This is a genomic window from Ancylobacter sp., from assembly GCF_965279025.1.
GTDB lineage: Bacteria > Pseudomonadota > Alphaproteobacteria > Rhizobiales > Xanthobacteraceae > Ancylobacter.
Map to the genome: position 1 here is coordinate 4018249 of NZ_OZ257132.1, position 24094 is coordinate 4042342.

General features: G+C 68.5%; 25 protein-coding genes. 16 read left to right on the forward strand and 9 right to left on the reverse strand.

From position 1 onward, the window contains the following. Positions 1–6 precede the first annotated feature (6 nt). From ACQY76_RS18735 to ACQY76_RS18765, 7 genes are all read right to left on the reverse strand, one after another. The gene (locus ACQY76_RS18735) at positions 7–1044 is read right to left on the reverse strand and encodes a DNA polymerase III subunit delta' (protein ID WP_428030204.1); all 1038 of its coding nucleotides are present in this window, start codon (positions 1042–1044) and stop codon (positions 7–9) included. Then, positions 1041–1739, reverse strand: coding sequence for a dTMP kinase (gene tmk, locus ACQY76_RS18740; protein WP_428033056.1), 699 nt, complete (start codon positions 1737–1739; stop codon positions 1041–1043). The genes ACQY76_RS18735 and tmk overlap by 4 nt, the downstream gene beginning before the upstream one ends. A 179-nt stretch (positions 1740–1918) precedes the next feature. After that, positions 1919–3157: a D-alanyl-D-alanine carboxypeptidase family protein gene (locus ACQY76_RS18745; RefSeq protein WP_428030205.1), complete on the reverse strand. Its 1239-nt coding sequence runs from the start codon at positions 3155–3157 to the stop codon at positions 1919–1921. Positions 3158–3255: 98 nt separating this feature from the next. Beyond that, the gene (locus ACQY76_RS18750) at positions 3256–4335 is read right to left on the reverse strand and encodes a septal ring lytic transglycosylase RlpA family protein (protein ID WP_428030206.1); all 1080 of its coding nucleotides are present in this window, start codon (positions 4333–4335) and stop codon (positions 3256–3258) included. A 260-nt stretch (positions 4336–4595) separates the two neighbouring features. Continuing rightward, complete coding sequence (locus ACQY76_RS18755) at positions 4596–5258, reverse strand: response regulator transcription factor (RefSeq protein WP_428030207.1); 663 nt, start codon at positions 5256–5258, stop codon at positions 4596–4598. Next, positions 5255–6703: an ATP-binding protein gene (locus ACQY76_RS18760; protein ID WP_428030208.1), complete on the reverse strand. Its 1449-nt coding sequence runs from the start codon at positions 6701–6703 to the stop codon at positions 5255–5257. Before ACQY76_RS18760 ends, ACQY76_RS18755 begins: the two co-directional genes overlap by 4 nt. Next, a complete protein-coding gene (locus ACQY76_RS18765; RefSeq protein WP_428030209.1) occupies positions 6700–7227 on the reverse strand; it encodes a hypothetical protein in 528 nt (175 codons plus the stop codon). The genes ACQY76_RS18760 and ACQY76_RS18765 overlap by 4 nt, the downstream gene beginning before the upstream one ends. Before the next feature lie 439 nt (positions 7228–7666). Here ACQY76_RS18765 and ACQY76_RS18770 point away from each other — a divergent pair, with 439 nt between their 5' ends. The 12 genes from ACQY76_RS18770 to ACQY76_RS18825 all read left to right on the forward strand — a co-directional run bounded on the left by ACQY76_RS18770 (position 7667) and on the right by ACQY76_RS18825 (position 18887). Continuing rightward, the gene (locus ACQY76_RS18770) at positions 7667–9571 is read left to right on the forward strand and encodes a methanol/ethanol family PQQ-dependent dehydrogenase (RefSeq protein WP_428030210.1); all 1905 of its coding nucleotides are present in this window, start codon (positions 7667–7669) and stop codon (positions 9569–9571) included. Positions 9572–9759: 188 nt separating this feature from the next. Beyond that, positions 9760–10641 carry a methanol oxidation system protein MoxJ gene (moxJ, locus tag ACQY76_RS18775; protein ID WP_428030211.1) on the forward strand — a complete coding sequence of 294 codons (882 nt, stop codon included), beginning with the start codon at positions 9760–9762 and terminating at the stop codon, positions 10639–10641. Between the two features lie 74 nt (positions 10642–10715). Then, complete coding sequence (gene moxG / locus ACQY76_RS18780) at positions 10716–11309, forward strand: cytochrome c(L), periplasmic (protein WP_428030212.1); 594 nt, start codon at positions 10716–10718, stop codon at positions 11307–11309. Between the two features lie 45 nt (positions 11310–11354). Beyond that, positions 11355–11666, forward strand: coding sequence for a methanol dehydrogenase [cytochrome c] subunit (locus tag ACQY76_RS18785; protein ID WP_428030213.1), 312 nt, complete (start codon positions 11355–11357; stop codon positions 11664–11666). Positions 11667–11867: 201 nt separating this feature from the next. Further along, positions 11868–12899 (forward strand): AAA family ATPase, encoded by a 1032-nt coding sequence (locus tag ACQY76_RS18790; protein WP_428030214.1) that lies wholly within the window; start codon positions 11868–11870, stop codon positions 12897–12899. Positions 12900–12937: 38 nt separating this feature from the next. Continuing rightward, positions 12938–13807 carry a DUF58 domain-containing protein gene (locus ACQY76_RS18795; protein WP_428030215.1) on the forward strand — a complete coding sequence of 290 codons (870 nt, stop codon included), beginning with the start codon at positions 12938–12940 and terminating at the stop codon, positions 13805–13807. Next, positions 13808–14743 (forward strand): nonribosomal peptide synthetase MxaA, encoded by a 936-nt coding sequence (locus ACQY76_RS18800; RefSeq protein ID WP_428030216.1) that lies wholly within the window; start codon positions 13808–13810, stop codon positions 14741–14743. It begins immediately after the preceding gene. Next, positions 14740–15813: a VWA domain-containing protein gene (locus ACQY76_RS18805; protein WP_428030217.1), complete on the forward strand. Its 1074-nt coding sequence runs from the start codon at positions 14740–14742 to the stop codon at positions 15811–15813. The genes ACQY76_RS18800 and ACQY76_RS18805 overlap by 4 nt, the downstream gene beginning before the upstream one ends. Next, positions 15810–16370: a hypothetical protein gene (locus ACQY76_RS18810; protein ID WP_428030218.1), complete on the forward strand. Its 561-nt coding sequence runs from the start codon at positions 15810–15812 to the stop codon at positions 16368–16370. Before ACQY76_RS18805 ends, ACQY76_RS18810 begins: the two co-directional genes overlap by 4 nt. Continuing rightward, positions 16367–17356 carry a vWA domain-containing protein gene (locus ACQY76_RS18815; protein ID WP_428030219.1) on the forward strand — a complete coding sequence of 330 codons (990 nt, stop codon included), beginning with the start codon at positions 16367–16369 and terminating at the stop codon, positions 17354–17356. The genes ACQY76_RS18810 and ACQY76_RS18815 overlap by 4 nt, the downstream gene beginning before the upstream one ends. A gap of 12 nt (positions 17357–17368) precedes the next feature. Then, positions 17369–17896 carry an SRPBCC family protein gene (locus ACQY76_RS18820; RefSeq protein ID WP_428030220.1) on the forward strand — a complete coding sequence of 176 codons (528 nt, stop codon included), beginning with the start codon at positions 17369–17371 and terminating at the stop codon, positions 17894–17896. A gap of 7 nt (positions 17897–17903) precedes the next feature. Beyond that, on the forward strand, positions 17904–18887 hold the full coding sequence (locus ACQY76_RS18825; protein ID WP_428030221.1) for a cytochrome D1 domain-containing protein: 984 nt from the start codon (positions 17904–17906) through the stop codon (positions 18885–18887). An 18-nt stretch (positions 18888–18905) separates the two neighbouring features. Here ACQY76_RS18825 and ACQY76_RS18830 read toward each other — a convergent pair whose 3' ends face one another. Further along, positions 18906–19268, reverse strand: a complete 363-nt coding sequence (locus tag ACQY76_RS18830; protein WP_428030222.1) for a hypothetical protein — start codon at positions 19266–19268, stop codon at positions 18906–18908. 32 nt (positions 19269–19300) lie between these two features. On the opposite strand from ACQY76_RS18830, the gene ACQY76_RS18835 reads away from it, so the two are divergent. Next, a complete protein-coding gene (locus tag ACQY76_RS18835) occupies positions 19301–19588 on the forward strand; it encodes a DUF1488 family protein (RefSeq protein WP_428030223.1) in 288 nt (95 codons plus the stop codon). Between the two features lie 64 nt (positions 19589–19652). Here the strand turns inward: ACQY76_RS18835 and ACQY76_RS18840 are convergent, their stop codons facing one another. Further along, the gene (locus ACQY76_RS18840) at positions 19653–20105 is read right to left on the reverse strand and encodes a hypothetical protein (protein WP_428030224.1); all 453 of its coding nucleotides are present in this window, start codon (positions 20103–20105) and stop codon (positions 19653–19655) included. Between the two features lie 271 nt (positions 20106–20376). Between ACQY76_RS18840 and ytfQ the strand changes: the two genes are divergently transcribed. The 3 genes from ytfQ (at position 20377) to ACQY76_RS18855 (ending at position 24092) form a co-directional block, all read left to right on the forward strand. Then, entirely contained in the window at positions 20377–21342 is a 966-nt protein-coding gene (ytfQ, locus tag ACQY76_RS18845; RefSeq protein ID WP_428030225.1) for a galactofuranose ABC transporter, galactofuranose-binding protein YtfQ, read from the forward strand. A gap of 213 nt (positions 21343–21555) precedes the next feature. After that, a complete protein-coding gene (locus ACQY76_RS18850) occupies positions 21556–23085 on the forward strand; it encodes a sugar ABC transporter ATP-binding protein (protein WP_428030226.1) in 1530 nt (509 codons plus the stop codon). A gap of 11 nt (positions 23086–23096) precedes the next feature. Next, positions 23097–24092, forward strand: coding sequence for an ABC transporter permease (locus ACQY76_RS18855; RefSeq protein ID WP_428030227.1), 996 nt, complete (start codon positions 23097–23099; stop codon positions 24090–24092). The last annotated feature ends 2 nt before the right edge of the window (positions 24093–24094 follow it).

Consider the following 24094-nt stretch of genomic DNA (forward strand, 5'->3'; position numbering starts at 1 on the left):
GCGCGATCAAGGGCGCAGGGCCTCGTTGAGCGACGCGAAGATCCGGAGGACGAGGGTCTTGCGGTCGAGATTGTAGACATCGGCGTCGACCGCAGCGCGGCGAACCTTCTCCCACACCTCCGGAAGCCGTGCAAGGCGAACGGAGGCGGTCTGGCGCCGGCCTGTCGCGTGGTCGCTGATCCAGCCCTCGACCGTGCCGACGAACGCCTCCAGCGCCCCTCCCCGGTCGCCCTGAAGGCGCTCGCCCAGCGCGTGCAGCGACTTCGGGTCGGCATCGGGCAGCGCGTCGAGCAGCACCGTGGTGGCGTTGCGCACGGCGAGGCCGTCGCCTTCCATGAGGCCCAGTGCCTCGCGCACGCTGCCGCCGGAGGCCTCCGCTGCCTCATGGAAGCGGGTGCGGTCGAGAGCGGGCAGGCTGGCGCTCAGCGTCTCCAGCGCCTCGACCACCTGTCCGTCCGACAACGCCCGCAGCGGCACCATGCGGCAGCGCGAGCGAATGGTGGGCAGCAGCCGTCCCGGCGCGTGGCTCACCAGCAGGAACAGCGAGCGACTGGGCGGCTCCTCCAGCGTCTTCAGCAGCGCGTTGGCGCCCTGCGCGTTCATCTCGTCCAGCGTATCCACCACGCAGACCCGCCAGCCACCGAGCGCCGCCGTCGAGCCGAAGAAGCTGCGCACCCGCCGTACCGTCTCGGCGGGAATCATCGAAGGCAGCTTGCCGCTGTCGTTGGGCGTGCGCCGCAGCACCAGAAGGTCGGGATGCGACAGCGCCGCCACCTGCCGCGCAGTCGGGTGGGTCGGATCGACGGCAATCGAGTGTGCCGGAGCGGCGCCGCCGGAGAGCACGAATCGGGCGATCGCATAGGCCAGCGTCGCCTTGCCGATTCCCTCGGCGCCGCCGAGCAGCAGTGCGTGCGGCAGGCGCCCGGCATCCCAGGCGGTACGCACCATGGCCTGCGCCTCCTCATGGCCGATGAGGCGCTGGGTTTCGCGCGGCGCCGGCGCGGTGCCGTATCGGTCGCCTTCGAGCGGTGTAGCGTCCTTCATGTCCGGCGCTTCCGGTGTGGGGCGGGCGGCTTCAGCCGTTCCGAGACATGGGTCCAGATCGCCTCGGCAACGGCGTCCGCGTCTGCGCCGGCATCGACGAGCACGCAACGCTCCGGCTCGCGGGCAGCGAGGGCGCGGAAAGCCTCGCGCAGGCTGCGATGGAAGCTCAGCCCCTCACTCTCGAAGCGGTCCGCATTGCGGCCGGAGCGTGCGGCGGCGCGCGCGAGACCCTCCTCCGCCGGAAGGTCGAGGATGATCGTCAGGTCGGGCCGCGTTTCGCCCACGGTCACCTCCTCAAGGGCAGCGATGAGCCCCGGATCGACATTGCCGAGGGCGCCCTGATAGACGCGGGTCGAATCGGCGAAGCGGTCGCACACCACCCAGGCGCCGCGCGCCAGCGCCGGACGGATGGTGGCATCGAGATGATCGGCGCGTGCTGCCGCGAAAAGCGCCGCTTCCGCCAGCGGCCCCAGCGGCTTGGCCGCGCCGGAAAGGATGAGATGGCGGATGATCTCGGCCCCCGTCGAGCCACCCGGCTCGCGGGTCGCCACCGCGTCGATGCCGAGCTCCTGCAGTCGCTCCCGCAGCCGGCGCACCTGCGTGGACTTGCCGGCCCCCTCCCCGCCTTCGAAGGTGATGAAGCGGCCCGGCGGCGGCAGCTTGGTTTTTTGCGTCGATCCGGGCTTGGCCGTCAGCTGAGTCTTGGCCGTCGCCTTGGGCTTGGGCGCCGACTTGGGCTTGGGCACGGCCTTCGGCTTCGTCGCCGGCTTGGCCTTCGCCTTTCGCGACGCCGCGGGCGAGGCGACGTCCGCCGGGTTTTTCGACGGCATTTTGGCCGGGGGCGGCGCGTGCGGAGGCGTGTGGGCAGGCATGCTCAGCCGGTCAGCTTGGCGTAGCCCTGACGCAGCAGGCTCACCACCAGTTCATAGGCGCCGTCCATCGCGCGGCGCCAGAGAGGCCCCGCCGGCACGGTCTCCGCCGCCACGAGCGGGAGGTCGAGCGCGAGTTGCTCGCCGCGATAGACCATCAGCCGCGCGACAACCTCGCCCTTTTCCACCGGCGCCGGAATCGGACCATCGAAACGAATGCGGGCCACCAGTTTCTCGTCGCCCGTCCGTGACACCAGAACGCGGACCGGCCCGTCGCTGGTCAGCGGCGCCCCGTTGCGTTCGCCGCCATAGAGCGTCGCCTCGCCGACAATCTGGCCGGCTTCGAACAGCGTGCGCGATTCGAAGGAGCGGAAGCCCCATTCGAGCAGCTTGCGGGCGTCCTCGGCCCGCTCCTTCTCGCTCTTCGCGCCCATGATGACGACGATGAGTCGCTGCCCGTTCTGCACGGCCGAGCCGACGAGATTGAAGCCGGCATCCTTCTGGTAGCCGGTCATGAATCCATCGGCACCCAGGCTCATGGCGAGCAGGGGGTTGCGGTTGCTCTGGCGGATCTTGTTCCAGAGGAAATCCGGCTCGCTGTAGATCTTATACAGGTCGGGATAGTCGCGGATGATGTGCGCGGCGACCTTCGCCATGTCGCGCGGCGTGGTCTTCTGGTCGGGGTCGGCCAGGCCGCTCACGTTGACGAAGGCGGAGCCGGTCAGCCCGAGGCGCTTGGCCTCCTGGTTCATCTTGACCGTGAAGGCCAGCTCGTTTCCCGAAATGCCCTCGGCCAGCACGATAGCGCCGTCATTGCCCGAGGGAATGATCGCCCCGCGCAGCAGGTCGCTGACCTTGATGGTGCTGTTGAGGCCGGCGAACATGGTGGAGCCGCCGGACGGGGCCCCTCCCCGCCGCCACGCATATTCGCTCACCTTGAACTCGGCGTCCTGGGAAAGCCGGCCAGCGGAAATCTCGCCGAACACCACGGCCATGGTCATCAGCTTGGCGATGCTCGCCGGCGCGCTGGAAGTATCGGCGGCGCGCTCGAAAAGCACCGAACCGCTGTCGAAATCGAGAAGGATGGCCTGTGGCGAGGCGATGTCGGGCGGGGTCTGCGCCGCCGCCGGAATCAGGCCGAGACAGAGAAACGCCAGCGCGGCCAGCCATCCGGACGCCCGTCGTGCCGCCACCGAACCGTCGACCAGTGTCCGGCCCGGAAAAAGGATGGGCAACAGGCTCACGACGATCCTCCCTGGCTCCGGGCAGAGTTAACAGCCGATCGCCGCCGCCGCAATGCGACCGCGGTGCGGCATATCCAGAACGCAGGCAATCGTGAAGCTCAGTACAGTCCGCGACCCGTATCGGCCGGGGCGTCATAGCCGGTCGCCGCATAGCCCAGCACCGGCTGCGGGCCAACGACCCATCCGGTGGGCGCGGCGGACGGCGCGGGAGCGGGTGCGGCGCGCTTGGCCGGCTGCAGGCTCGCCACCCGAACGGGAGCGACCTGCACGGGAGCGGCCGGAGCAGCGACGCGCGCCGGCGTCGCGGCAGCCGGGCGCGGCGCCGGAAGGGCCGCCGCCACCACGGCCGGACGCGGCTTGCTGGCCACGCGCACGGGTGCCACCGGGGCGGCGGGAATTTCGGAAACCTGGGCCACCTGCTGGTCCTCGGCCGGCTCACCCAGATCGAACGGGCGGCTCGGCGGCAGCGGCACATTGGCCGCCGTCAGGCCGCGCAGCGAACCGGCAGAGGCCACCATGACGGGCGGCGCCTCGGCAGGCTTGCCGTTCATGCGCAGGGTCGTCGCGAGCTGGATATCGTCCGACCCTTCCAGCGGGGCGCGGCCGACATATTCCACCCGCACGCGGGCCGTGCCGCTGGTCTTGAAACCGAGAAGGTCCGCCGCGCGGTGCGAGACGTCGATGACGCGGTTGTCGTGGTAAGGACCACGGTCATTCACCCGCACCACCATCGAACGGTTGTTCGACAGGTTGGTGACACGGACATAGGACGGCATCGGCAGCGTCGGGTGCGCGGCGGCGATGGAGTTCATGTCGAAGATTTCGCCATTGGCGGTCAGCCGGCCATGGAAATCGTCGCCATACCAGGAAGCGAGGCCTTCGGCCTTGTATTTCGCCGGCTCGGCCGGGACATAGGTCTTGCCGGCCACGACATAAGGCTTGCCGACCCGGTAGGTGCCGCCGCCCTTGGGAACCGGCTGTCCGGCCGCAATGACGCGCGGGCTGGCGGAGACGCCGTATTTCGGGTCGATCTTGCTCGTCAGCTTGGTGCCGCCGCCGGTGCAGTTGGCAACCAGCAGGCCGATGCCGCACAGCGCCGCGATCCGTCCGAACCGCACGACAGCCTCACCGGCCACGGCACGGCTGGCAGCTTGAGCAAGAGCAGGAAACGTCCCCATTCACCCCGAACCGTCTGTGAGCGCCGCCTTCGCTGCCATATCGGCTGGAAAAGGACCGCGCACCTCATTCAAGATCTACGGCAAGTTACCGCTGATCCGACTGCGTGTCTCTCAAGAGGCTGCCCGAGTGAGGCAAAAATGCGGCACATCGCTCGACATGGTGAATGAAGTGTAAGTGACGAAGCGGCCACGCTATTTGCCGCTAGGCGCTGCCGGTGCCGACGCACCCCCGCCCGAACTCGGCCGGACAGCCCGTCCCGTCACATCATGCGTATCCGCCCCGTCGACCCCACGGGCGAGGTCGAGAGATACTGGATCGAGCAGCGCACCAGTTCCGGCAGGCTGGAGGCGCCGAGCTTGGATTTGAGCGCCGAGCAGGTGTTGGCAACCGTCTTGTAGCTGATGCCCAATTCGTCGGCGATGAGGGTGTAGTCCTTGCCCTCGGCGAGCAGCGATAGCGTCTGCAGTTCGCGCGGCGTGATGTCGGCGAGCGGCGCGGTCTTGCGCGAGCCGAGCATGGCGACCTGCAAGGCAAGGTCGTGGCTCATATAGGGCTGGCCGCGCCGCACCCGCTCGAACGCCTCCAGCAGCGCGCCGGACGAGGTGTCCTTCAGCACGTAGCCATTGGCGCCGGCCTCCAAGGCACGGCTGGCGATGACCGGGTCGCCATGCATGGAGAAGACGAGAATGGGCGTGCGTGCGTCCTGCATCCGCAGCCGGCGCACCAGCACCAGCCCGCTCAGCCCGTTGCCGTGCAAGGCGAGGTCAACGATGACGACGTCCGGCTTCTCGCGCCGGAACAGTCGGTAGCCGGCCAGCACGGTCGAGGCTTCCAGCACACGCTCCACGCCCGCATCTTCCAGCAGCCGGCGGCAGCCCTGGAGCACGATGGGGTGGTCGTCGATCACAAGCGCGCAGGTCATTGGGCGGCAAGCCTTTCCGGAGCGGCCGTCAGGCCGAATTCGTAGGGGTGGGCGGGTATCGTCACCTCGATGCGGGTGCCGGAGGGGCTGGCCGGCAGGATACGCCACTGTCCACCGAGGGCGCCGATGCGCTCCTCCATGCCGATCAACCCGAATCCGCGCGGCGCCCCGGCCGCAATGCCGGAGCCATCGTCCTCGATCACCAGATCGAGCCGCCCGTCGCGGCGCGCGCCGCGCAGGGTGATGGCGATGTTGCGGGCATCGCCATGGCGAAGCGCATTGGTCACGGCTTCCTGGATGCAGCGATAGATGGTGATGTCGACGCTGTCCCCATAGCGCTCGGCCAGCCCCTCGGTCTCCAGCCGAATGTGGCGACCGGGCGAATGACTCTCGAAATCGGCCAACAGATCGGCAATCACCGCCGCCAGCGGCACATGGCCGAGTGCCATGGGGCGTATCTTGCGCAGGAGGCGCCGGTTCAGGCCCTGTATCCGGTCGAGTATGTCCGTCATCGTCGCCACGCGCTCGCCCATGCGCTGGGCCAGCGCCGGCTCGGCACGCCCGACAAGCCGGTCGATCGATTCGAGATTGGCGCGCAGGCCGAAGACGCAGGGGCCCAGTTCGTCGTGAAGGTCCGAGGCGATATGCCGGCGCTCGTCGTCCTGCACGCTCACGAGGCGCTCATTCAGCCGCGCATTGTCGTCGCGCGCCGCCTTCAGCGCCGCACCGAGGGCGTTGAAGCGGTCGGCGATGAGGGCCAACTCCCGCACCCGGGGCGGCTGCAGCCGATGCTCGAAACGCCCCGCTTCCAGCTCGTGCATGCCGGCGGAAAGCGTGCGCAACGGCATCAGCAGCCGTCCGAGCACGACGTAAAGCGCGGCAAGGATAGCGATATTGACCCCCGCCGCCAGCACGGCGAGGTCCGACATGTCCTCCCACACCTCGGCGATCTCGTCGGAGGCTTCGCCGGCGACGCGCACCTGCCCCACGACGGCGCCGTTCTCGATGACCGGAATCACCGTCTCCTGCGGCTCCACCGTCACCAGCCGGCTGAACCAGGAGGGCACCTCGCCCTCATGCGCCTCGTCCTCGCCGCTCGCCGGCGCGATGTCGAGCGCATGGCCGGCGCGATCCTCGATCCGGATCCGCACATGCCGCAGCCCGCTTATGTGCAGCGGAAGCTGGGCCAGCGAACCGGTGACGCCGTCCTCAGTAGCGAGACGCTCGACGGTTTCCTGCACGAAGCGCTCGGCCACGGCGAGCGAGGACAGCATCTCAGTCTCGGTGGCGCGGCGGGCATTGGCGATGATGACGATGACGGCCACCAGCGCCGCGCACAGATTGATGGCGACCACGGCGGCCAACACCTGCCAGCGCAGCGAGCGCCGTTGCCACAGCCCGAAGGAGGGCGGCGGGGATGCCGGGGCCGGCAGGAGAACGTTCATGGCGTGGCGGCTCCCGTTGTCGACACGGACTCGCCGCGCAGCGCGGCCAGCGCCGCCGCGCGGTCCCGGCCCTGGACGCGGAGATTATAATAGTGCTGGCACAGATCGCTGAACCCGGCCCGCGAGCCTTTGGCGGCGAGGCCGGAGAAATCGGCGATGATCTCCCTCGCTGATTCCCGGATGCCGATTTCCGACAGCATCGTCTCCAGTTGCACCGCACGGTTGGCGATCATCCGGTCCGACTCGCCGAAACGGCCGTCGACCTCGTCGAGAATGCCGCGCCAATTCTTGGTGGCGGGGTCCGTCACGGTGACGTCTCCACCGGCCTCGCGGCTGGCCAGCCAGAGCTCGGGCGCGGTGTCGTCGGTCGGCTGAAGCCAAGTCTTGCCGGCCACGCTGTCGCCGGCCGGCGTGGCGACGCGCTCGCGTCGCTCCGGCTCCCTCTCGCCAGGGCAGCCGGCAAGAGCGAAGGCAAGCACGGCGCCCAGCAGGACGCGGGCGAAGGACGGCGAAGAGGTTCTCATGTTTACTTATGAACTTCTTATCAGTGACAGCCGCTCTACACTATTAACGCCGAGGCTCGCGCAGGGACAGGGCGTTTATCGGCGAGTGCCCGGCAAGGCACACAACGTCCTTCAACCTGCTGATAGCAAATCAGTTTTCAGCCGTTTCGGCAAGGCTTCCGCATATCGGCGACGAATTATCTCCGTGTACAGGGAAAAGTTCCTGCCCCGAATTTCCATTCTGCCTAAAGACAATAAATCCGCAGACAGCGAACAATACTCCCACAACAAGCAATAACTTAAAAAATCATAAGAATTCTCCGCCGCACTCAAAACAAGCTCATGGAAAGTGCCCCGCCATGAGAGGGCGCGGCGAGAGATAAAAGAGACCCGCACGTCGACGGCAAAGCCGAGGCGCAGCGGGACGGCCTGGGAAGTAGGAAACGCGAGGGAATACCCAATGAGCCGACTGCACACTTCGGTGTCCGCGCTCTCCGTCGCCGCCGTCATGGCGGCCGCGGTCAGCTTCGGCGCCTCGGCGCCGGCGGTTGCCAACGACAAGCTCGTGGAGCTGTCGAAAAGCACCGACAATTGGCCGATGACCGGCAAGAACTACAGCGCCAACAACTACAGTGAAGCGAAAGAAATCACCAAGGCGAACGTCAAGCAGCTGCGTCCTGCCTGGTCGTTCTCCACCGGTGTGCTGTCCGGCCATGAGGGCACCCCCCTCGTCGTCGACGGCGTGATGTACATCCACTCGCCCTTCCCCAACACGACCTTCGCGGTCGGGCTGGACGACCCGGGCAAGATCCTGTGGCAGCACAAGCCGAAGCAGAACCCGACCGCCCGCGCCGTCGCCTGCTGCGACGTCGTCAACCGCGGCCTGGCCTATTGGCCCGGCAACGGCAAGGTCGGTCCGCTCATCGTCAAGACCCAGCTCGACGGCCATGTCGTCGCCCTCGACGCCAAAACGGGCGAGGAATACTGGAAGCTCGAGAACTCCGACATCAAGGTCGGCTCGACGCTCACCATCGCCCCCTATGTCGTGAAGGACACGGTGCTCATCGGCTCCTCGGGCGCCGAGCTCGGCGTGCGCGGCTATGTGACCGCCTATGACATGGCGACCGGTGCCCAGAAGTGGCGCGCCTATGCCACCGGGCCGGATGAGGAAGTGCGCCTCGCCGACGACTTCAACAGCGCCAACCCGCATTACGGCCAGAAGGGCCTGGGCAAGGCGACCTGGGAAGGCGAGGCCTGGAAGATCGGCGGCGGCACCAATTGGGGCTGGTACGCCTTCGACCCGGACACCAACCTCTTCTACTACGGCTCGGGCAACCCGGCGCCGTGGAACGAGACCATGCGTCCGGGCGACAACAAGTGGACGATGACCATCTGGGGTCGCGACATCGACACCGGTAACGCCAAGTTCGGCTACCAGAAGACCCCGCACGACGAGTGGGACTATGCCGGCGTCAACGTCATGATGCTCTCCGAGCAGCAGGACAAGGAAGGGAAGATGCGCAAGCTTCTCACCCATCCCGACCGGAACGGCATCGTCTATTCGCTCGACCGCACCAATGGCGACCTCGTCTCGGCCGACAAGATCGACGACACGGTCAACTGGGTGAAGAAGGTCGACCTGAAGACCGGCCTGCCCGAGCGCGACCCTGAATACGGGACCCGCATGGACCACAAGGCGCGCGAGGTCTGCCCCTCGGCGATGGGCTACCACAACCAGGGACATGACTCCTACGATCCGGAGCGCAAGTCCTTCTTCATGGGCATCAACCACATCTGCATGGACTGGGAGCCCTTCATGCTCCCCTACCGTGCCGGCCAGTTCTTCGTCGGTGCGACCCTGTGGATGTATCCCGGCCCGAAGGGTGACCGCCAGACCTATGAAGGTCTCGGTCAGGTGAAGGCCTACGACGCCATCAACAACAAGTTCAAGTGGCAGGTGATGGAGCGCTTCGCGGCCTGGGGCGGCACGCTCGCCACCGCTGGCGGCGTGATGTTCTACGGGACGCTGGACGGCTTCATCAAGGCGCGCGACAGCGACACCGGCGAGCTGCTGTGGAAGTTCAAGCTTCCCTCCGGCGTGATCGGCCACCCGATGACCTACACCCATAATGGCAAGCAGTTCGTCGCCATCTATTACGGCGTCGGTGGCTGGCCGGGTGTCGGCCTGGTGTTCGACCTCAACGACCCGACCGCCGGCCTCGGCTCGGTGGGCGCCTTCAAGCAGCTCCAGCACTACACCCAGATGGGTGGCGGCGTGATGGTGTTCTCGCTGAACGGCGATGGTCCCTACAGCGATCCCAATGTCGGCGAATACTCGACGAACGTGATCCAGGGCGGCGGCTGATCCCTTCGCCTGACCTGAACGCCGCCCGCCGCGACCAAGCGGCGGGCGGCGAAGTCTCCCAAGCAGGTCCCGGCCGCGGCCGGCACTGAATCGGCGGGGCGGCACGTGCGGACGGCACGGCCACCCTTGCCGCTCCCCTGCCCCGCAGGATTTCTCGACCTCGAAATCTCGTCCAGGAGGACTCCAGCATGTCCACGCGACAGGTCGTCAGCCGGCTCGCCATTGCCGCCGGTCTCGCCCTTTCCGGTTTCGCCCTCGCCGGGCACGCCGACGCCGCGACCGTCGAGGCGGACAAGGCCGGTGGGCGCAATCCCCATGAGCTGCGCATCTGCGCGTCCAATGTCGAGGCGCCGTTCTCCGCCGCCGATTCCTCCGGCTTCGAGGACCGCATCGCCACGGTCGTGGCCCAGGCCATGGGCCGCAAGGCGGTGTTCGTGCGCAGCGACAAGCCGGGCATCTATCTGGTGCGCGACCAGCTCGACAAGAACAACTGCGACGTGGTCATGGGCATGGATGTCGGCGACGAACGCGTGCTGACCTCCCAGCCCTATTACCGCACCGGCTACGTGCTGGTCACCAAGGCCGACCGCGACATCACCACCGGCGACTGGGAAGATCAGCAGATCAAGGACCAGACCCGCTTTGCGGTGCGCTTCTATTCGCCCGCCGAGACCATGCTCAAGCGCATCGGCCGCTTCGAGGACAACGCGGCCTACATGTACTCACTGGTCAACTTCAAATCCCGCCGCAACGAGTGGATCCAGGTGCCGGGCGACCGGATCGTGAGCGAGGTCGCCGGCGGCGAGGCGGATGTCGGCATCGCCTTCGCGCCCGAAGTGGCGCGCTACGTCAAGGCGTCCTCCACCCCGCTGCGCATGACGGTCATCACCAAGGACATCGACCGGCCGAACGATACCCCGATCCCGATGCATTACGACCAGGCGATCGGCGTGCGGAAGAACGATCCGGCCCTGCTCACGGAGATCAACGAGGCGCTCGCCAAGGCACGTCCGCAGATCGAGCAGATCCTCACGCAGGAAGGCATTCCGCTGCTTGAGCCCAATACCTGATCTCCGCTTCGACGCACCGGCCTGCCTGCCGGGACTCCGGTGCGCCCCTGATCTCTCGATGTGAACAAGGTTCGATGACGAAGACGATTTTCACCAACAAGGCGGCCACCCTGCTGCTGGCCGGCGTCCTTTCGGCCGGCGTGGTGGGGTTCGGTGCCCGCGCTGCGATCATGCTGAGCAACACCGTCACCGGGCAGCCGCTCGACCTTTCCGAGGCGCCGGAAGAGGGCCGCGACACCAAGGCGGTGAAGACCTTCCTGGAGACCGGAAAGAATATCTACAACGAGGATCCCGTCTGCCTGCCCAAGGCGCACGAAATCTTCCTGTCGATGTGCTCGGGCTGCCACGGCCATTATGGCGAGGGCAAGATCGGCCCCGGCCTCAACGATTCCTACTGGACCTATCCGAAGAACGAGACCGACCAGGGCCTGTTCGAGACCGTCTTCGGCGGCGCCAACGGCCAGATGGGCCCGATGTATGGCGCGCTCAACATGAACGAGATGCTGCTCGCCATGTCCTGGGTCCGGCATCTCTACAAGGACGATCCGAAGGGTGCCGTCTGGCTGACCGACGAACAGCGCAGCAGGTTCAAACCCTTCGACGCGAACGCCAAGCACGTCGAGCCAGCCGAAGAGCTGCCCGAAGCGTGCGGCGGGCCGGCCGGCTGAACCGCGCCGGTCGAAGACGGGTGGAAAACGACCAGGAGACTGAACATGAGCATCATCGACCGTAGCGTGACTTTTGCCCTGACCCTTGCCGGCGCCGGTGCGCTGAGCCTCGCCATGCTCGGCGGCGCGAGCGCCTATGACGGCACCAACTGCAAGGCGCCCGGCAATTGCTGGGAAGCCAAGCCCGGCTATCCCGACAAGGTGGCCGGCTCCAAATACGATCCCAAGCACGATCCCAAGGAGATCAACAAGCAGTCGGAATCGATCAAGGCGATGGAAGCCCGCAATGCCCAGCGGGTCGCCTATTTCGAGAAGAGCGGCAAGTGGGTCTACGACGTGAGCAAGATCCCGAACTGACGCTTCGCCACGGCTTTATTTTTCGAGAACCCACCTGCGGGCGGACGACATTCTCCTGTCCGCCCCGCGATCCTCCGGGCTAGCCGCCCGGTTTGTGGGCAACTGGCGCGGCCAACGTCGAACGGGCTTCCCCCGCGCGCGTGGGCCGCGCCCTTTTCCCGCACAGGCGGCTCGTCGCCTGTCCGCCTGAAGGGCTTCCCGATGCACCTCCTTCGCGATCCCGATTCCGTGCTGTCGGACTGGCACGCCCAGGCCCTGCGTTTCGAACGCGAGATCGGCAAGGTGGTGCTGGGGCAGGAGCGGGTCATCCGCCTGCTGACCATCGCCACCTTCGCCCGCGGCCATGTGCTGCTGGAAGGCGATGTCGGCGTCGGCAAGACCACGCTGCTGCGCGCCATGGCGCGGGCCATCGGCGGCGCCTTCGAGCGCATCGAGGGCACCATCGACCTGATGCCCGGCGACCTCGTCTACCACGCCCATCTCGGCGAGGACGGGAAGCCGCGCATCGATCCCGGCCCGCTGCTGCGCCAGGGCGAGGACCTCTCCATCTTCTTCTTCAACGAGATAAACCGCGCCCGCCCGCAGGTGCATTCGCTGCTGCTTCGTCTCATGGCGGAACGCTCGGTCTCGGCCTTCAACCGCGAATACCGCTTTCCCCATGTGCAGGTCTTCGCCGACCGCAACCGGGTGGAGCGCGAGGAGACGTTCGAACTGCCCGCCGCCGCCCGCGACCGCTTCCTGATGGAAGTGCAGGTGCTGATGCCGGCGGAGACGGAGGCGCGCCGCAGCCTCGTCTTCGATCCGCGCTTCCATGACGTCGACATGCTGCTGATGGAGGTGGAGAGCGGCGTTCTCGACCCGGAGGCGCTCGGCACCGTGGCCCGCGCCATCCAGATCGGCGTGCGCACCAGCCCGGCGCTGGAGGCCTACACGCTGGCGCTCTGGGAAGCGGTGCGCGATCCCGAACGGCTCGGCCTCGACATTGACGGCGTCGATATCGGCCGGCTGGTGCAGGGCGGCGCCAGCCCGCGCGGCATGAGCTACCTCATCCGGGCGGCGCGCGTGCGCGCCTGGATCGAAGGGCGCGACATGGTGGTGCCGGAAGATTTGCGGGCCGTGTTTCCCGAGGTCATGGCACACCGCATCTTCATCGATCCGGTCTATGAGCTGCGCCGCGAGCCCATCATCGCCGCCCTCATCGCCGGGGTGTTCGAAAGGGTCCCGGCGCCATGAAGCGCCCCGCCGCGCCACGCCCGGTGGAGTCGCGCACCATGGAAGCGCGTCCCACGGAAATGCGCGCCACGGAAACGCGCCCCCTGCCCTATCGCCTGCGCTGGCGGCCGGAAGGCATCTTTCCCGGCGCGCATCCCGGGCGCGGCGAGGGATCGGAAGGCGAGTTCCGGCGCCATGTCTCGCTGCTGCGCCTGCCGGATCCGCGCCGCATCGACCTGCGCGTCTCGCTGCGCGACCCCTATGGCGAACTGCATGTGCGCCAGTTCGCGCCGCGCCGCGCCGTGCCGGTGGCGGCGCTGGTCGATTTGTCCGGCTCGATGCGCTTCGGCGAGGCGGTGCAGCAGCGCGTCGCCGATCTCTGCGCCGTGCTGGCGCTTTCCGCCGTGCGTTCGGGCGACAGCTTCGCCCTGTTCGGCTGCGACGCGCGGGTGAACGAGGCGGCCAGCCTGCCCTTCGCGCGCCGGCGCGGGCTGGAGGAAGAGGTGCGCCAGCGCCTTGCTGGCGCACAGCCGCACGGTGTCGGCGCGTCCGGCCTGCTGGACGCGGCCGAAGGGCTGCCGAGGCGCCGCTCGCTGGTCTTCCTCGTGTCCGACTTCCTCATGCCCGCCACCGAGATCGACCGCCTGCTCGACGCACTGTGGCGGCATGACGTCATCCCGGTGATCGTCCGAGACGGCGCGATGGAAGAGAACCTGCCCCGTTGGGGGCTGATCGAGGTCGGCGACCTGGAGACCGGCGCGGCCCGGCTGGTGCTGATGCGCCCGAGCCTGCGGGCTCGCTGGCTGCGCGACGCGCGCGAGCGCCGCCTGGCGCTGGGCGCGCACTTCACCCGTCGCGGGCTGCGCCCGGTCGATCTCAAGGACGCGCTCGACACCGACGCCCTGGCTGAACGACTGATGGAGGGCTGAATGGGGCGGCCCGCGCGCATCCTTCCGCTGCTCGTCCTGCTGGCCGGCGCCGTACCGGCCGCCGCGCAGGTTCAGGCCGTCGACCTCTACGCGCCTCGTGGCTTCGGCTATGTCATCGGCGACACGATCACCCTGACCGCCGAGATCGCGCTCGAAGCCCCCTATGTGCTGGATGCCGCCTCGCTGCCGCAGCCGCGCGGGCTCGACTACTGGCTCGATTTGCGCGACGTGCGCCTGACCGACCAAGGGGTGAGTGCAGGCACCCATCGCTACACGCTCGATCTGGTCTACCAGACCTTCTACGCGCCGCTGGAACCGCGCCGGCTTACCATTCCCGCCATGGCGCTCTTTGCCGTCGATGGCGACCGGCGCGTTCCGGTCGGGGTGCCGGCCTGGTCGTTTCTGACGTCGCCCCTGCGCGAGATCGTCGCCACCGGGCCGGAATCGGCGATGGCGCTGCGCCCGGACATCATGCCCCGCCCCATCCAGACGGCCGGAATCACCCGCAACCTGCTTGTGGCGCTCGGCGCGGCGCTTGGCGCCGGTCTCGCTCTCGCCTGGCAACTGGGTTGGGGCCCGTTTGGGAAGCGTCGGTCGCGGCCGTTCGCCCGGGCCGCCCGCGCCATCCCGGCGACGCTGGCCTCCCCGGGTGACGATCCCCATTCGGCCGCCTCGGGCTACGGAACCGCCTTGCAGGCTTTGCACCGGGCCTTCGACGCCACCGACGGCAAGGGCGTGTTCGCCGAGGACCTGCCGGGCTTCTTCGAGCGGCATTCGGCCTTTCGTTCCGCCGAGGCCGAGGTTCGGCGGCTGTTCGAGGCTTCCCGACGGGCCTTCTTCGGCGCCGATCCCGCAGGCGCGCAGCGTGAACTGCCCCCGGCCGACCTCGTCGCCCTCTCGCGCCGTCTGCGTGCCGTCGAGCGGGGAACGCAATGAACGCCGCCCTCGCCGCCTGGGAGGCGCTGACAGGCGACTGGGGGGTCGACCGTCCGCTCGTGCTCTGGCTGCTTCTCCTCGCCCTGCTGCCGCTGGCCGCATCGGCCTTCCGGCGGCGCGGCATCCCGTCGACGCGCCTCATTCCGCCCGATACGCTGTCGCGGGTGGTCGCGGTCGGCCTCCGGCTCACCGGGGCGGTCGCCATGGCGGCCCTCGTTCTCGGCATCGCCGGTGTGCACCGGCGCGAGCAGAGCGTGGAGCGCGAGGGCACCGGCGCGCATCTGGTGCTGCTGCTCGACCGCTCGTCCAGCATGGACAACAGCTTCGCCGACCGCGCGCCCACCGGCGACCAGGAGTCGAAATCGTCCGCGGCCAAGCGCCTGCTGGCGGAATTCGTGGCGCGCCGCCCGCATGACCGCATCGCCGTGGCCGCCTTTTCCACCTCACCCATGCCGGTGCTGCCGCTGACCGACCATCACGGCGTGGTGGACGCGGCCATCGACGCCATCGACCGGCCCGGCCTCGCCTTCACCGATGTCGGGCGGGGCCTGGCGCTGGCCTTCTCCTATTTCGCCGACGACACGGCCGAGGCGTCGCGCGCGGTCCTGCTGGTGTCGGACGGCGCGGCGCTGATCGACCGCCGGGTGCAGGACGCGCTGCGCGACGCGGCGGCCCGCACGCCGGTGCATCTCTACTGGCTGTTCCTGCGCTCGCGCGGCTCGAAAGGCATCTACGACGTGCCGCCCTCGGGCGAGGACACGGCGCAGTCCAATCCGGAACGGCATCTGCACCTGTTCCTGCAGAGCCTCGGCGTGCCCTATCGCGCCTTCGAGGCGACCAGCCCGCAGGCAGTGGCGGAGGCGATCACCGAGATCGACCGGCAGGAGACGCGGCCCATCCGCTATGTCGAGCGCATCCCGCGCCGCGATCTCGCCCATCCCACCTTCGTGCTGGCGGGGCTGGCCGTCGCGCTGCTGCTGGCCGCCAAGCTGGCCGAGCGGCAACTGCGCCCCGCCGCGGGTCATGCCGCCGGCGGCGCGCCCGCCATCCACATGAGGAGGGCCGCATGAGACGTGAGCGTCTGGCGCTGATCGCCACATTTCTGGTGCTCGTCGGCAGTCTAGCGGCGGCGGCCTGGTTCGGCGCGCGGCTGTTCATCGTCGAGCGCGACAATGCGCTGATCGCCTCGCTCGGCGCGGGCCATGACCTCGCGGTCGGCACCGAGGACCCGCCGGAACTGCTGTTCGCCCGGCTGCATTTCCTCGCCACCCGCGGGCGGCTCGACGAGGCGCAGCCACTGCTCAACCGGCTGGGCTCCAGCCCCGATCGCCGCCTTGCCGTCGCCGCGCTGTACGACATGGCCAATGCCCGCCTGCGCCTGGCGATCGATCACCTGGAGTCCAACCGGATCGACCCCGCCATTCCGCTGGTGCGGTTGGCCAAGGAGAATTACCGCCGCGCGCTCATGGTCGAGCCCGGCTTCTGGGACGGGAAGTATAATCTCGACCTCGCCATGCGGCTGGTGCGCGATTTTCCGCAGATCGACGTCGACGGCGAGGAAATCCCGCCCGAGGCGGCCAAGCGGCTGTGGACCGACCTTCCCGGCCTGCCGAAGGGCCTGCCATGAGGCACGCAGGCCACGAGATGCGCACTCTCGCCCGCGACTGGCGATTCTGGCTGCTGCTGGCGGCGCTCCTCGCCATTCTGGCGGCGCTGTTCGCCCCGCGTATCGTGCGCACCGGCAATGTGCGCGACCTGCTGGTGGTCATCGACGTCACCGGCAGCATGAATGTGCGAGACGCGACCGTCGCCGGCGCCCCCGCCACCCGCCTGACGGCGGCGCAGCGCGGCGCGCGCGATGTCCTCGCCGGGCTTCCCTGCGGTTCGCGGCTCGGCCTCGCCATCTTCACCGAGCGGCGCAGCTTCCTGCTCTTCGAGCCGGCCGAGGTGTGCGAGAACTTCGCCGCCATCGCCGGCTCCATCGATGGCCTGGATTGGCGCATGGCCTGGGAGGGCGACAGCTATGTCGCGCGCGGCGTCCATTCCGCCCTCGCCATGGCCGCCGGCCTCAAGGCCGATCTGGTGTTCATGACCGACGGGCACGAGGCGCCGCCCCTTGCCAATGGCGAGTTGCCGGCGTTTGACGGCAAGGCCGGCGAGGTGGCGGGCCTGCTGGTCGGCGTCGGCGGCACGGACCCCTCCCCGATCCCGAAATTCGACCAGGACGGTCGCGAGGTCGGCTTCTACGCCGAGGAGGACGTGCCGCAGGAAAATCGCATCGGCCCCCCGCCGGAGGATGCCGCCTCGCGCGCCGGGTGGAACCCGCGCAACGCGCCCTGGGGCAGCGACGCGGCGGCCGGCACCGAGCATCTCAGCGCCATGCGCGGGGAACATCTGCGGGCGCTCGCCTCCCAGACCGGGGTCGGCTTCCTCGCACTCGGCCATGCCGGCGGGCTGCTGGCCGCCGTGGAGGCCGATACGCGTGCCCGGCCGGTCGAGATGCGCGTCGACACCGCCGCCATCCCGGCGGCGCTGGCGCTGTTCTGCCTGGCGCTTCTCTTCGGTCTGGGCGCCACCACCTCGCGGCGCCCGGAACGCCTCCCCACCCGTTAAAGGAAAAAGACGATGCTTCAAAGACTTGCGCTTGCGTTCGGCCTGCTGCTGCTCGGCCCCCTGCTGGCCCTCGCGCATGGCCCCACGCCGCAGCGCGCCGACGAGACGCTGGTGATCGCCGCCCCGCCGGAGGCGGTGTGGGCGCAGCTCGTTAAATTTGGCGGCATCGGCGACTGGCATCCGCTGGTGAAGAAGGTGGCGTCCACCGGCGGCGACGCGGCGGGCGCCGAACGCGTGCTGACGCTGGAGAAGGGCGATGTCACGGAGGGCCTCGACGAGGTCGATACCGCTGCACACCGCATCTCCTACCGCCTGCTGACGGAGAATGCCGAAGCCATCCCGGTCAGCTTCTATACCCAGACCATCGAAGTGAAGCCCGACGCCGCCGGCAGCCTGGTGTCGTGGAGCGCCCGCTTCTACCGCGCCGACACCACCAACGAACCGCCGGAAGACCGCAATGACGAGGCCGCGGTCGCCGCCATGACGGATTTCATCAAGCAGGGCCTCGATGGGCTGAAGGCCAAGGTAGCGACCAAGTGAGGGCGCCGTGAAGACGCCGCTGGCGGGACTGGCCCTCGCGACGCTTCTCCTGCTGCTCGCCGGCCGCGCCACCCACGCGGAGGATGGCGCCCCGATCATCGCAGCGGTGGTCTCGCAGAAGGCGGCCATGGTGACGCTGGTGGACGTCGAGGCGGTGCGGGTGGTGGCGGAGATACCCGTCGCGAAGGTGCCGGCGGGCATCGCCGCTACGCCGGACGGACGCACGCTCTACATCACCCATCCCGACCTCAGTCTCGTCAGCCGGATCGATGTCGCGACGCGACGCGTCACGGCAACCTTCAAGGCCGGGCGCGAGCCCTTCGGCATCGCCGTGACGCAGGACGGCCAAAGCCTTCTGGTCAGCGACTGGAGCGCTGACGCGCTGATCCGGCTCGATGCGGCGAGCGGTGCGGAGACCGGGCGGGTTGCGGTCGGGCGTTCGCCGGCCGGTCTCGTCGTCGATGAAGCGGCGGGGCGGGTCTATCTGGCCGACCGTGAAAGCCATCAGGTCAGCGTGGTGGATCTCGCCACGCTCGCCCGGGTGGCAACCGTGCCGACCGGGCGCGCTCCCTTCGCCCTCGCCCTCTCGCCGGATGGCGGCCGGCTCTACGTGGCCAATGTCCAGAGCGGCGATCTCTCGGTGATCGCCACCGGGGCCGCGCCGGACGAGTTGAAGCGGATCAAGGTCGGGCTCATGCCCTATGGCGTGGCGGTGACGCCGGACGCCCGCGACATCGTGGTGAGCAACCAGCAGAGCGGCAGGCTCGCCATTGTCGACGCCGGCACGCTGACATTGGCCCCGGAGCAGCCATCGCTCGGCTCGTTTCCCGAAGGCATCGCCGTGGTGTCGTCGGCAAAGGCGGTGGCCGTCGATTGGGCTGGCGACGAGGTCGTGGTGATCGACATCGCCCGCCGGGCGATCATCGGCCGCGTGCCGGTGGCGACAGGTCCGCGCAACCTGGTGGTGCTCGGCAGGACCGTGGCGCCGTGATGTTCGCCGCAGCGCGCTTTACGCGTCCCAGTCCACATGGGGCATTTCGCGGCGCACCGTCGCGATCGCGGTGCGCAACTGGTCGAGACGCCATTGCCGGTAGGCATGGCCGCCCCCGCCCTGAGCGGCGATCTTCGCGGACCAGTTCACCGCGTCGCCCGAAACAGGGTATATCCCTACCTCATTGTCGGCGATGCGGCCCAGCCGGGGTTGCACCGTCTCTGCAATGCGTCGCCTGATGTCGTCTGCCGTCGCCATTGCCGCTCTCTGCACCTCGGCCGAGGCCTGCGGGTGATGCGATTTCAATGTGCGCGCATCAAGGCGGTCTCCCCGCGCGCACAACCCGGACTTTGCGTCCTTCGTTCGAACTTCCTCAGCCATCGGGGGTTAACCCGCTGATCAAGGAGGTGATCATGACGCTCCATCATTCGGCCAAGCCGCCCGAGGACCTTGCCGATCGCAAGGCCATTCGTTTCTTCTTTCGTGGCGACAAGGACATCGTCGAATGCCTTGTCAGCTACGAGGCGCTCGAACGGCTGGAGAACGCCGAGTTGGTCAGCCGGTCCGACCGGCTCGCCCGCTTCGAACAGCACCGCCCGCGCATCGAAGCCGCCGCCCTGCACAAGATCGAGAGCGGGGGCACAACCGAAGGGCCTATCTCCCTCGACGCGCAGGATGTCGTCAGCGGCTCCGCCGTGTAACGGACAATAGTGTCGCCACGACAGCGCCCCGCCTCCCCATGGGAAGGCGGGGCCTGTGCGCGCCCTAGCCGCGCATCAGCTTCTCGGCCTCGTCCAGCGCCTTGCCGCACGCGGCGGCATCTCCGGCATCGTCGGCGCGCTTGGCCGCGGCCAACGCATCGCTGACCTGCTGGGCGGCCGAAGCGCCGCCCTCGGCCGCGGTCGGCTGCCCCCCTGTCTGCGCCCGCACATCGGCGGGCGACGTCGCCTTGCCGGCGACGGCTGCGTTCATGCCGGCCGTCCCGCCGGTGCCGGGAGCTTCCCCGGCGCGCGGCACGCCCGCATCAGGTGGCATGGTGGCGGCAGCGGGCACCTGGGTCGGCCCGGAACCGGCATCGGTCGCCGCCAGGCTCTTCTCGAGCGCGGTGACACGGCCGGTGCACGGCCCGGCAAAAGCGGCGTTTCCTGCGAGGGTAAGAGCCGCGCAAAAGGCGGCGGCGGTGGCGATCGTCCGGGTTTTCTTCCGGTTCGTTGTCATGGCTTTCCTCCTGCCAAATGGGTTTGGCTAGAGGAAGAACGGCCATCCACTACGCCCGTTCCCTTAGGTGAAGGCCGCCAGAGGCGACAGGTCGGCGGCCGTCGGTGGCCGGGAACCGTCCTCCCGCCCACCGCGCGGGCGGGGCGCGTGCTGGCCGCTGTTAAAAAGTAAAACAGTATGACTATTCAGCCTGAAAAGAGTGTGTCATAGATTCCCCGCCGAAACGCGCCCGGCAGTGGTGCGACGGCGAATCCTCACGGGAGAAACGCCAATGAATCTCAGGGCATTGCTGCTTGCGTCCGCCGTTTCCGGCACGCTGTTCTCCGTCGGCGCTAGCGCCGCGGAGATGACCATCGGCTTTTCGCAGATCGGCTCGGAATCGGGCTGGCGCGCCGCCGAGACCACCGTTTCCAAGGCCGAGGCCAAGAAGCGCAACATCAATTTCAAAATCGCCGACGCCCAGCAGAAGCAGGAGAACCAGATCAAGGCGATCCGCTCCTTCGTGGCGCAGGGCGTCGACGCCATCTTCCTCGCGCCCGTCGTCGCCACCGGATGGGATTCGGTGCTGAAGGAGGCCAAGGAGGCGAAGATCCCGGTCGTGCTGCTCGACCGCGACATCGACCCCTCGGGCAAGGAGCTCTACCTGACCGCCGTGACGTCCGACAGCGTGCACGAAGGCAAGGTCGCCGGCGAGTGGCTGGTGAAGACCGCCGCCGGCAAGCCGTGCAACGTGGTGGAACTTCAGGGCACGGTCGGTGCCAGCGTCGCCACCAACCGCAAGAAGGGCTTCGAGGACGGCATCGCCGGCGCCTCGAACGTCAAGATCGTGCGCAGCCAGACCGGTGACTTCACCCGCGCCAAGGGCAAGGAAGTCATGGAAAGCTTCATCAAGGCCGAAGGCGGCGGCAAGAACATTTGCGCCGTCTACGCCCACAATGACGACATGATGGTCGGCGCCATCCAGGCGATGAAGGAAGCCGGTCTCAAGCCGGGAACCGAGGTGCTCACCGTCTCCATCGACGCCGTGCCGGACATCTTCAAGGCCATGGCGGCCGGCGAGGCCAATGCGACGGTCGAACTGACCCCCAACATGGCCGGTCCCGCCTTCGACGCCGTCGTCGCCTTCAAGGAGAAGGGTACCGTTCCGCCGAAGTGGATCCAGACGGAATCGAAGCTCTACACCCAGGCCGACAACCCCAAGGCGGTCTACGAATCCAAGAAGGACCTCGGCTACTGAGCGGGCCGAAGGACGCAGGGCGGAACGGTCCTGCGTCCATCTAGGCCCGGCTGCGCCGGGCTTCCGTATGACGCGGATATGCCGGGGCGTTCGTCATGCCGAGGAGCGGGGCCTCACCCCGCGTCTCGACGCACGCAGGCCGTCCCGGCCCGCCGCTTCCGGTCGTTCGTCCCCGATTTGTGCCCACCGGCGCGCGCAGCAAGATCGCATCCCATGCCCCCCACTGACCACGCACCCCTGCTCGCGCTTACCGGCTTCAGCAAATCCTTTGCCGGCTTCATAGCGCTCGACCGGGTCGACTTCACCCTCCGGGCCGGCGAGATCCACGCGCTGCTCGGCGAGAACGGCGCCGGCAAGTCGACGCTCATCAAGACCATGACGGGTGTCGTCGCGCGCGATGCCGGTTCGATGCGCCTCGACGGCGTCGAGGTTGCGCCGCGCTCCGCCGAGGAAGCGGTGAAGTCCGGCATCGCCACGGTCTATCAGGAGGTCAACCTCGCCCCCAATCTTTCGGTGGCGCAGAACCTGTTCCTCGGCCGCCAGCCGACGCGCTTCGGCATCGTGCGCGAGGGCGAGATGCGCCGGCGCGCCGCTGCGTTGCTGGCCGAATTCGGCCTCGCCATCGACGTTGCGGCGCCGCTGGAGAGCTACTCGGTCGCCATCCAGCACATCGTCGCCATTGCCCGTGCCGTCGACCAGTCGGCACGCGTGCTCATCCTGGATGAGCCCACCGCCAGCCTCGACGCGCATGAGGTCGAGGTGCTGTTCGCCGTCATGCGCCAGTTGAGGGCGCGCGGCATTGGCATCGTCTTCGTCACCCATTTCCTCGATCAGGTCTACGCCATCTGCGACCGCATCACCGTGCTGCGCAACGGCAAGCTGGCCGGCAGCGCGCCGGTCGGCGAACTGCCACGCCTCGATCTGGTGCGGCTGATGCTGGGCCGCGAGCTGAGCGAGGCGACCTCGCGACGCACGATTCACGCGGAAAGCACTGCGGGGACGGAGATCGCCACCTTCCGGGCCGTGGGCAAGGCCGGCTATCTCGCTCCCTTCGATCTCACCCTGCGGGCCGGCCATGTGGTCGGCCTTGCCGGCCTTCTCGGCTCCGGCCGCACGGAGACGGTGCGCCTCGTCTTCGGCGCCGAACGGGCCGATAGCGGCAGCACGGAAGTCGCCGGTCGCCCGGCCGCCATCGGCTCGCCGCGCGAGGCCATGGCGCTCGGCTTCGGCTATTGCCCGGAGGAGCGCAAGACCGAGGGCATCGTCGCCGAGCTCACCGTGCGCGAGAACATCGTGCTGGCGCTGCAGGCACGGCGCGGGGCGCTGTCCCCGCTGTCGCGGCGGGAGCAGGACGCCATCGCGGCGAAGTTCATCCGCCTGCTGGACATCCGCCCGCCGGACCCCGAGCGGCCCATCGGCCTGCTCTCCGGCGGCAACCAGCAGAAGGCGCTGCTGGCCCGCTGGCTTGCCACGTCCCCGCGCCTGCTGATCCTCGACGAGCCGACGCGCGGTATCGACGTGGGCGCGCATGCCGAGATCATCGGGCTGATCCGCGACCTGTGCCTTGAGGGAATGGCGCTGCTCGTCGTTTCCTCCGAGCTGGAAGAACTCGTCACCTATGCGGACGAGGTCGTCGTGCTGCGCGACCGCGCCCATGTCGCCCGACTGGCGGGCGCGGATATCGACGTGCCGGCCATCCTTGCCGCCATCGCCGATGTGCCGCCCGCGGCCAGCGCGGCGTGAGGGGAAGCGCCATGGCATTGCGTCTCCCCCGCATCGGCACCTCGCAGATCGTCGCCCTGGCGGTCATCCTTGCCGCCAATTGGGTGGTGTCGCCGCAGTTCTTCGACATTCGCCTGCAGGACGGACGGCTGTTCGGCAGCCTGATCGACGTGCTCAATCGCGGCGCGCCGGTTGCCCTCCTGTCCATCGGCATGGTGCTGGTCATCGCCATGCGCGGCATCGACCTGTCGGTGGGCGCGGTGATGGCGATCTGCGGCGCCATTGCCGCCAGCCTCGCCGACACCCACGCCCTCCCGGTCGTGCTCGCCGCCGCGCTTGGCGCGGGGCTCGCCTGCGGCCTGTGGAACGGGCTGCTGGTCGCCGTGCTCGGCATACAGCCCATCGTGGCGACGCTCATCCTCATGGTGGCGGGGCGCGGCATCGCCCAGCTCATCACCGAGGGGCGCATCGTCACCTTCACCTCGCCGGAGCTGGCGTTCCTTGGCGGCGGCTCGGTGCTCGGCCTGCCGACGCCGGTGGTGCTGACGCTGGGCATGATGGCGCTGACGCTCGCCATCGTGCGCGGCACGGCGCTGGGCCTGATGATCGAGGCGACGGGCGGCAATCCCCGCGCCAGCGCGCTGGCCGGCATCGGGACGAAGCTCATCACCGTCGCGGTCTATGTGTGGAGCGGCCTGTGCGCGGCGCTCGCGGGCGTCGTCGCCAGCGCCGACATTCTCGGCGCCGACGCCAATAATGCCGGGCTGTGGCTGGAGCTCGACGCCATCCTCGCGGTGGTCATCGGCGGCACGTCGCTGTTCGGCGGGCGCTTCTCCATCATTCTCGCGGTGGTCGGCGCGCTCATTATCCAGGCGATGAACACCGGCATCCTGCTTTCCGGCTTTCCGCCAGAGACCAATCTCGTGGTGAAGGCGGTGGTGGTGCTTGTCGTGCTGCTCGCGCAGTCGCCCCGGCTTGGCGGCCATCTCGCCGGGCTGGGCGTCCTGTTCGCCCGCAAGAAGCCGTGAGG

What these genes read in the sequence shown, in the direction of transcription:
- ACQY76_RS18735 (WP_428030204.1), bottom strand. Translation starts at nt 1,044, where the DNA reads ATGAAGGACGCTACACCGCTCGAAGGCGACCGATACGGCACCGCGCCG.
- ACQY76_RS18750 (WP_428030206.1), bottom strand. Translation starts at nt 4,335, where the DNA reads ATGGGGACGTTTCCTGCTCTTGCTCAAGCTGCCAGCCGTGCCGTGGCC.
- ACQY76_RS18755 (WP_428030207.1), bottom strand. Translation starts at nt 5,258, where the DNA reads ATGACCTGCGCGCTTGTGATCGACGACCACCCCATCGTGCTCCAGGGC.
- ACQY76_RS18760 (WP_428030208.1), bottom strand. Translation starts at nt 6,703, where the DNA reads ATGAACGTTCTCCTGCCGGCCCCGGCATCCCCGCCGCCCTCCTTCGGG.
- ACQY76_RS18765 (WP_428030209.1), bottom strand. Translation starts at nt 7,227, where the DNA reads ATGAGAACCTCTTCGCCGTCCTTCGCCCGCGTCCTGCTGGGCGCCGTG.
- ACQY76_RS18770 (WP_428030210.1), top strand. Translation starts at nt 7,667, where the DNA reads ATGAGCCGACTGCACACTTCGGTGTCCGCGCTCTCCGTCGCCGCCGTC.
- moxJ (WP_428030211.1), top strand. Translation starts at nt 9,760, where the DNA reads ATGTCCACGCGACAGGTCGTCAGCCGGCTCGCCATTGCCGCCGGTCTC.
- moxG (WP_428030212.1), top strand. Translation starts at nt 10,716, where the DNA reads ATGACGAAGACGATTTTCACCAACAAGGCGGCCACCCTGCTGCTGGCC.
- ACQY76_RS18785 (WP_428030213.1), top strand. Translation starts at nt 11,355, where the DNA reads ATGAGCATCATCGACCGTAGCGTGACTTTTGCCCTGACCCTTGCCGGC.
- ACQY76_RS18790 (WP_428030214.1), top strand. Translation starts at nt 11,868, where the DNA reads ATGCACCTCCTTCGCGATCCCGATTCCGTGCTGTCGGACTGGCACGCC.
- ACQY76_RS18795 (WP_428030215.1), top strand. Translation starts at nt 12,938, where the DNA reads ATGGAAGCGCGTCCCACGGAAATGCGCGCCACGGAAACGCGCCCCCTG.
- ACQY76_RS18800 (WP_428030216.1), top strand. Translation starts at nt 13,808, where the DNA reads ATGGGGCGGCCCGCGCGCATCCTTCCGCTGCTCGTCCTGCTGGCCGGC.
- ACQY76_RS18805 (WP_428030217.1), top strand. Translation starts at nt 14,740, where the DNA reads ATGAACGCCGCCCTCGCCGCCTGGGAGGCGCTGACAGGCGACTGGGGG.
- ACQY76_RS18810 (WP_428030218.1), top strand. Translation starts at nt 15,810, where the DNA reads ATGAGACGTGAGCGTCTGGCGCTGATCGCCACATTTCTGGTGCTCGTC.
- ACQY76_RS18815 (WP_428030219.1), top strand. Translation starts at nt 16,367, where the DNA reads ATGAGGCACGCAGGCCACGAGATGCGCACTCTCGCCCGCGACTGGCGA.
- ACQY76_RS18820 (WP_428030220.1), top strand. Translation starts at nt 17,369, where the DNA reads ATGCTTCAAAGACTTGCGCTTGCGTTCGGCCTGCTGCTGCTCGGCCCC.
- ACQY76_RS18830 (WP_428030222.1), bottom strand. Translation starts at nt 19,268, where the DNA reads ATGGCTGAGGAAGTTCGAACGAAGGACGCAAAGTCCGGGTTGTGCGCG.
- ACQY76_RS18835 (WP_428030223.1), top strand. Translation starts at nt 19,301, where the DNA reads ATGACGCTCCATCATTCGGCCAAGCCGCCCGAGGACCTTGCCGATCGC.
- ACQY76_RS18840 (WP_428030224.1), bottom strand. Translation starts at nt 20,105, where the DNA reads ATGACAACGAACCGGAAGAAAACCCGGACGATCGCCACCGCCGCCGCC.
- ytfQ (WP_428030225.1), top strand. Translation starts at nt 20,377, where the DNA reads ATGAATCTCAGGGCATTGCTGCTTGCGTCCGCCGTTTCCGGCACGCTG.
- ACQY76_RS18850 (WP_428030226.1), top strand. Translation starts at nt 21,556, where the DNA reads ATGCCCCCCACTGACCACGCACCCCTGCTCGCGCTTACCGGCTTCAGC.
- ACQY76_RS18855 (WP_428030227.1), top strand. Translation starts at nt 23,097, where the DNA reads ATGGCATTGCGTCTCCCCCGCATCGGCACCTCGCAGATCGTCGCCCTG.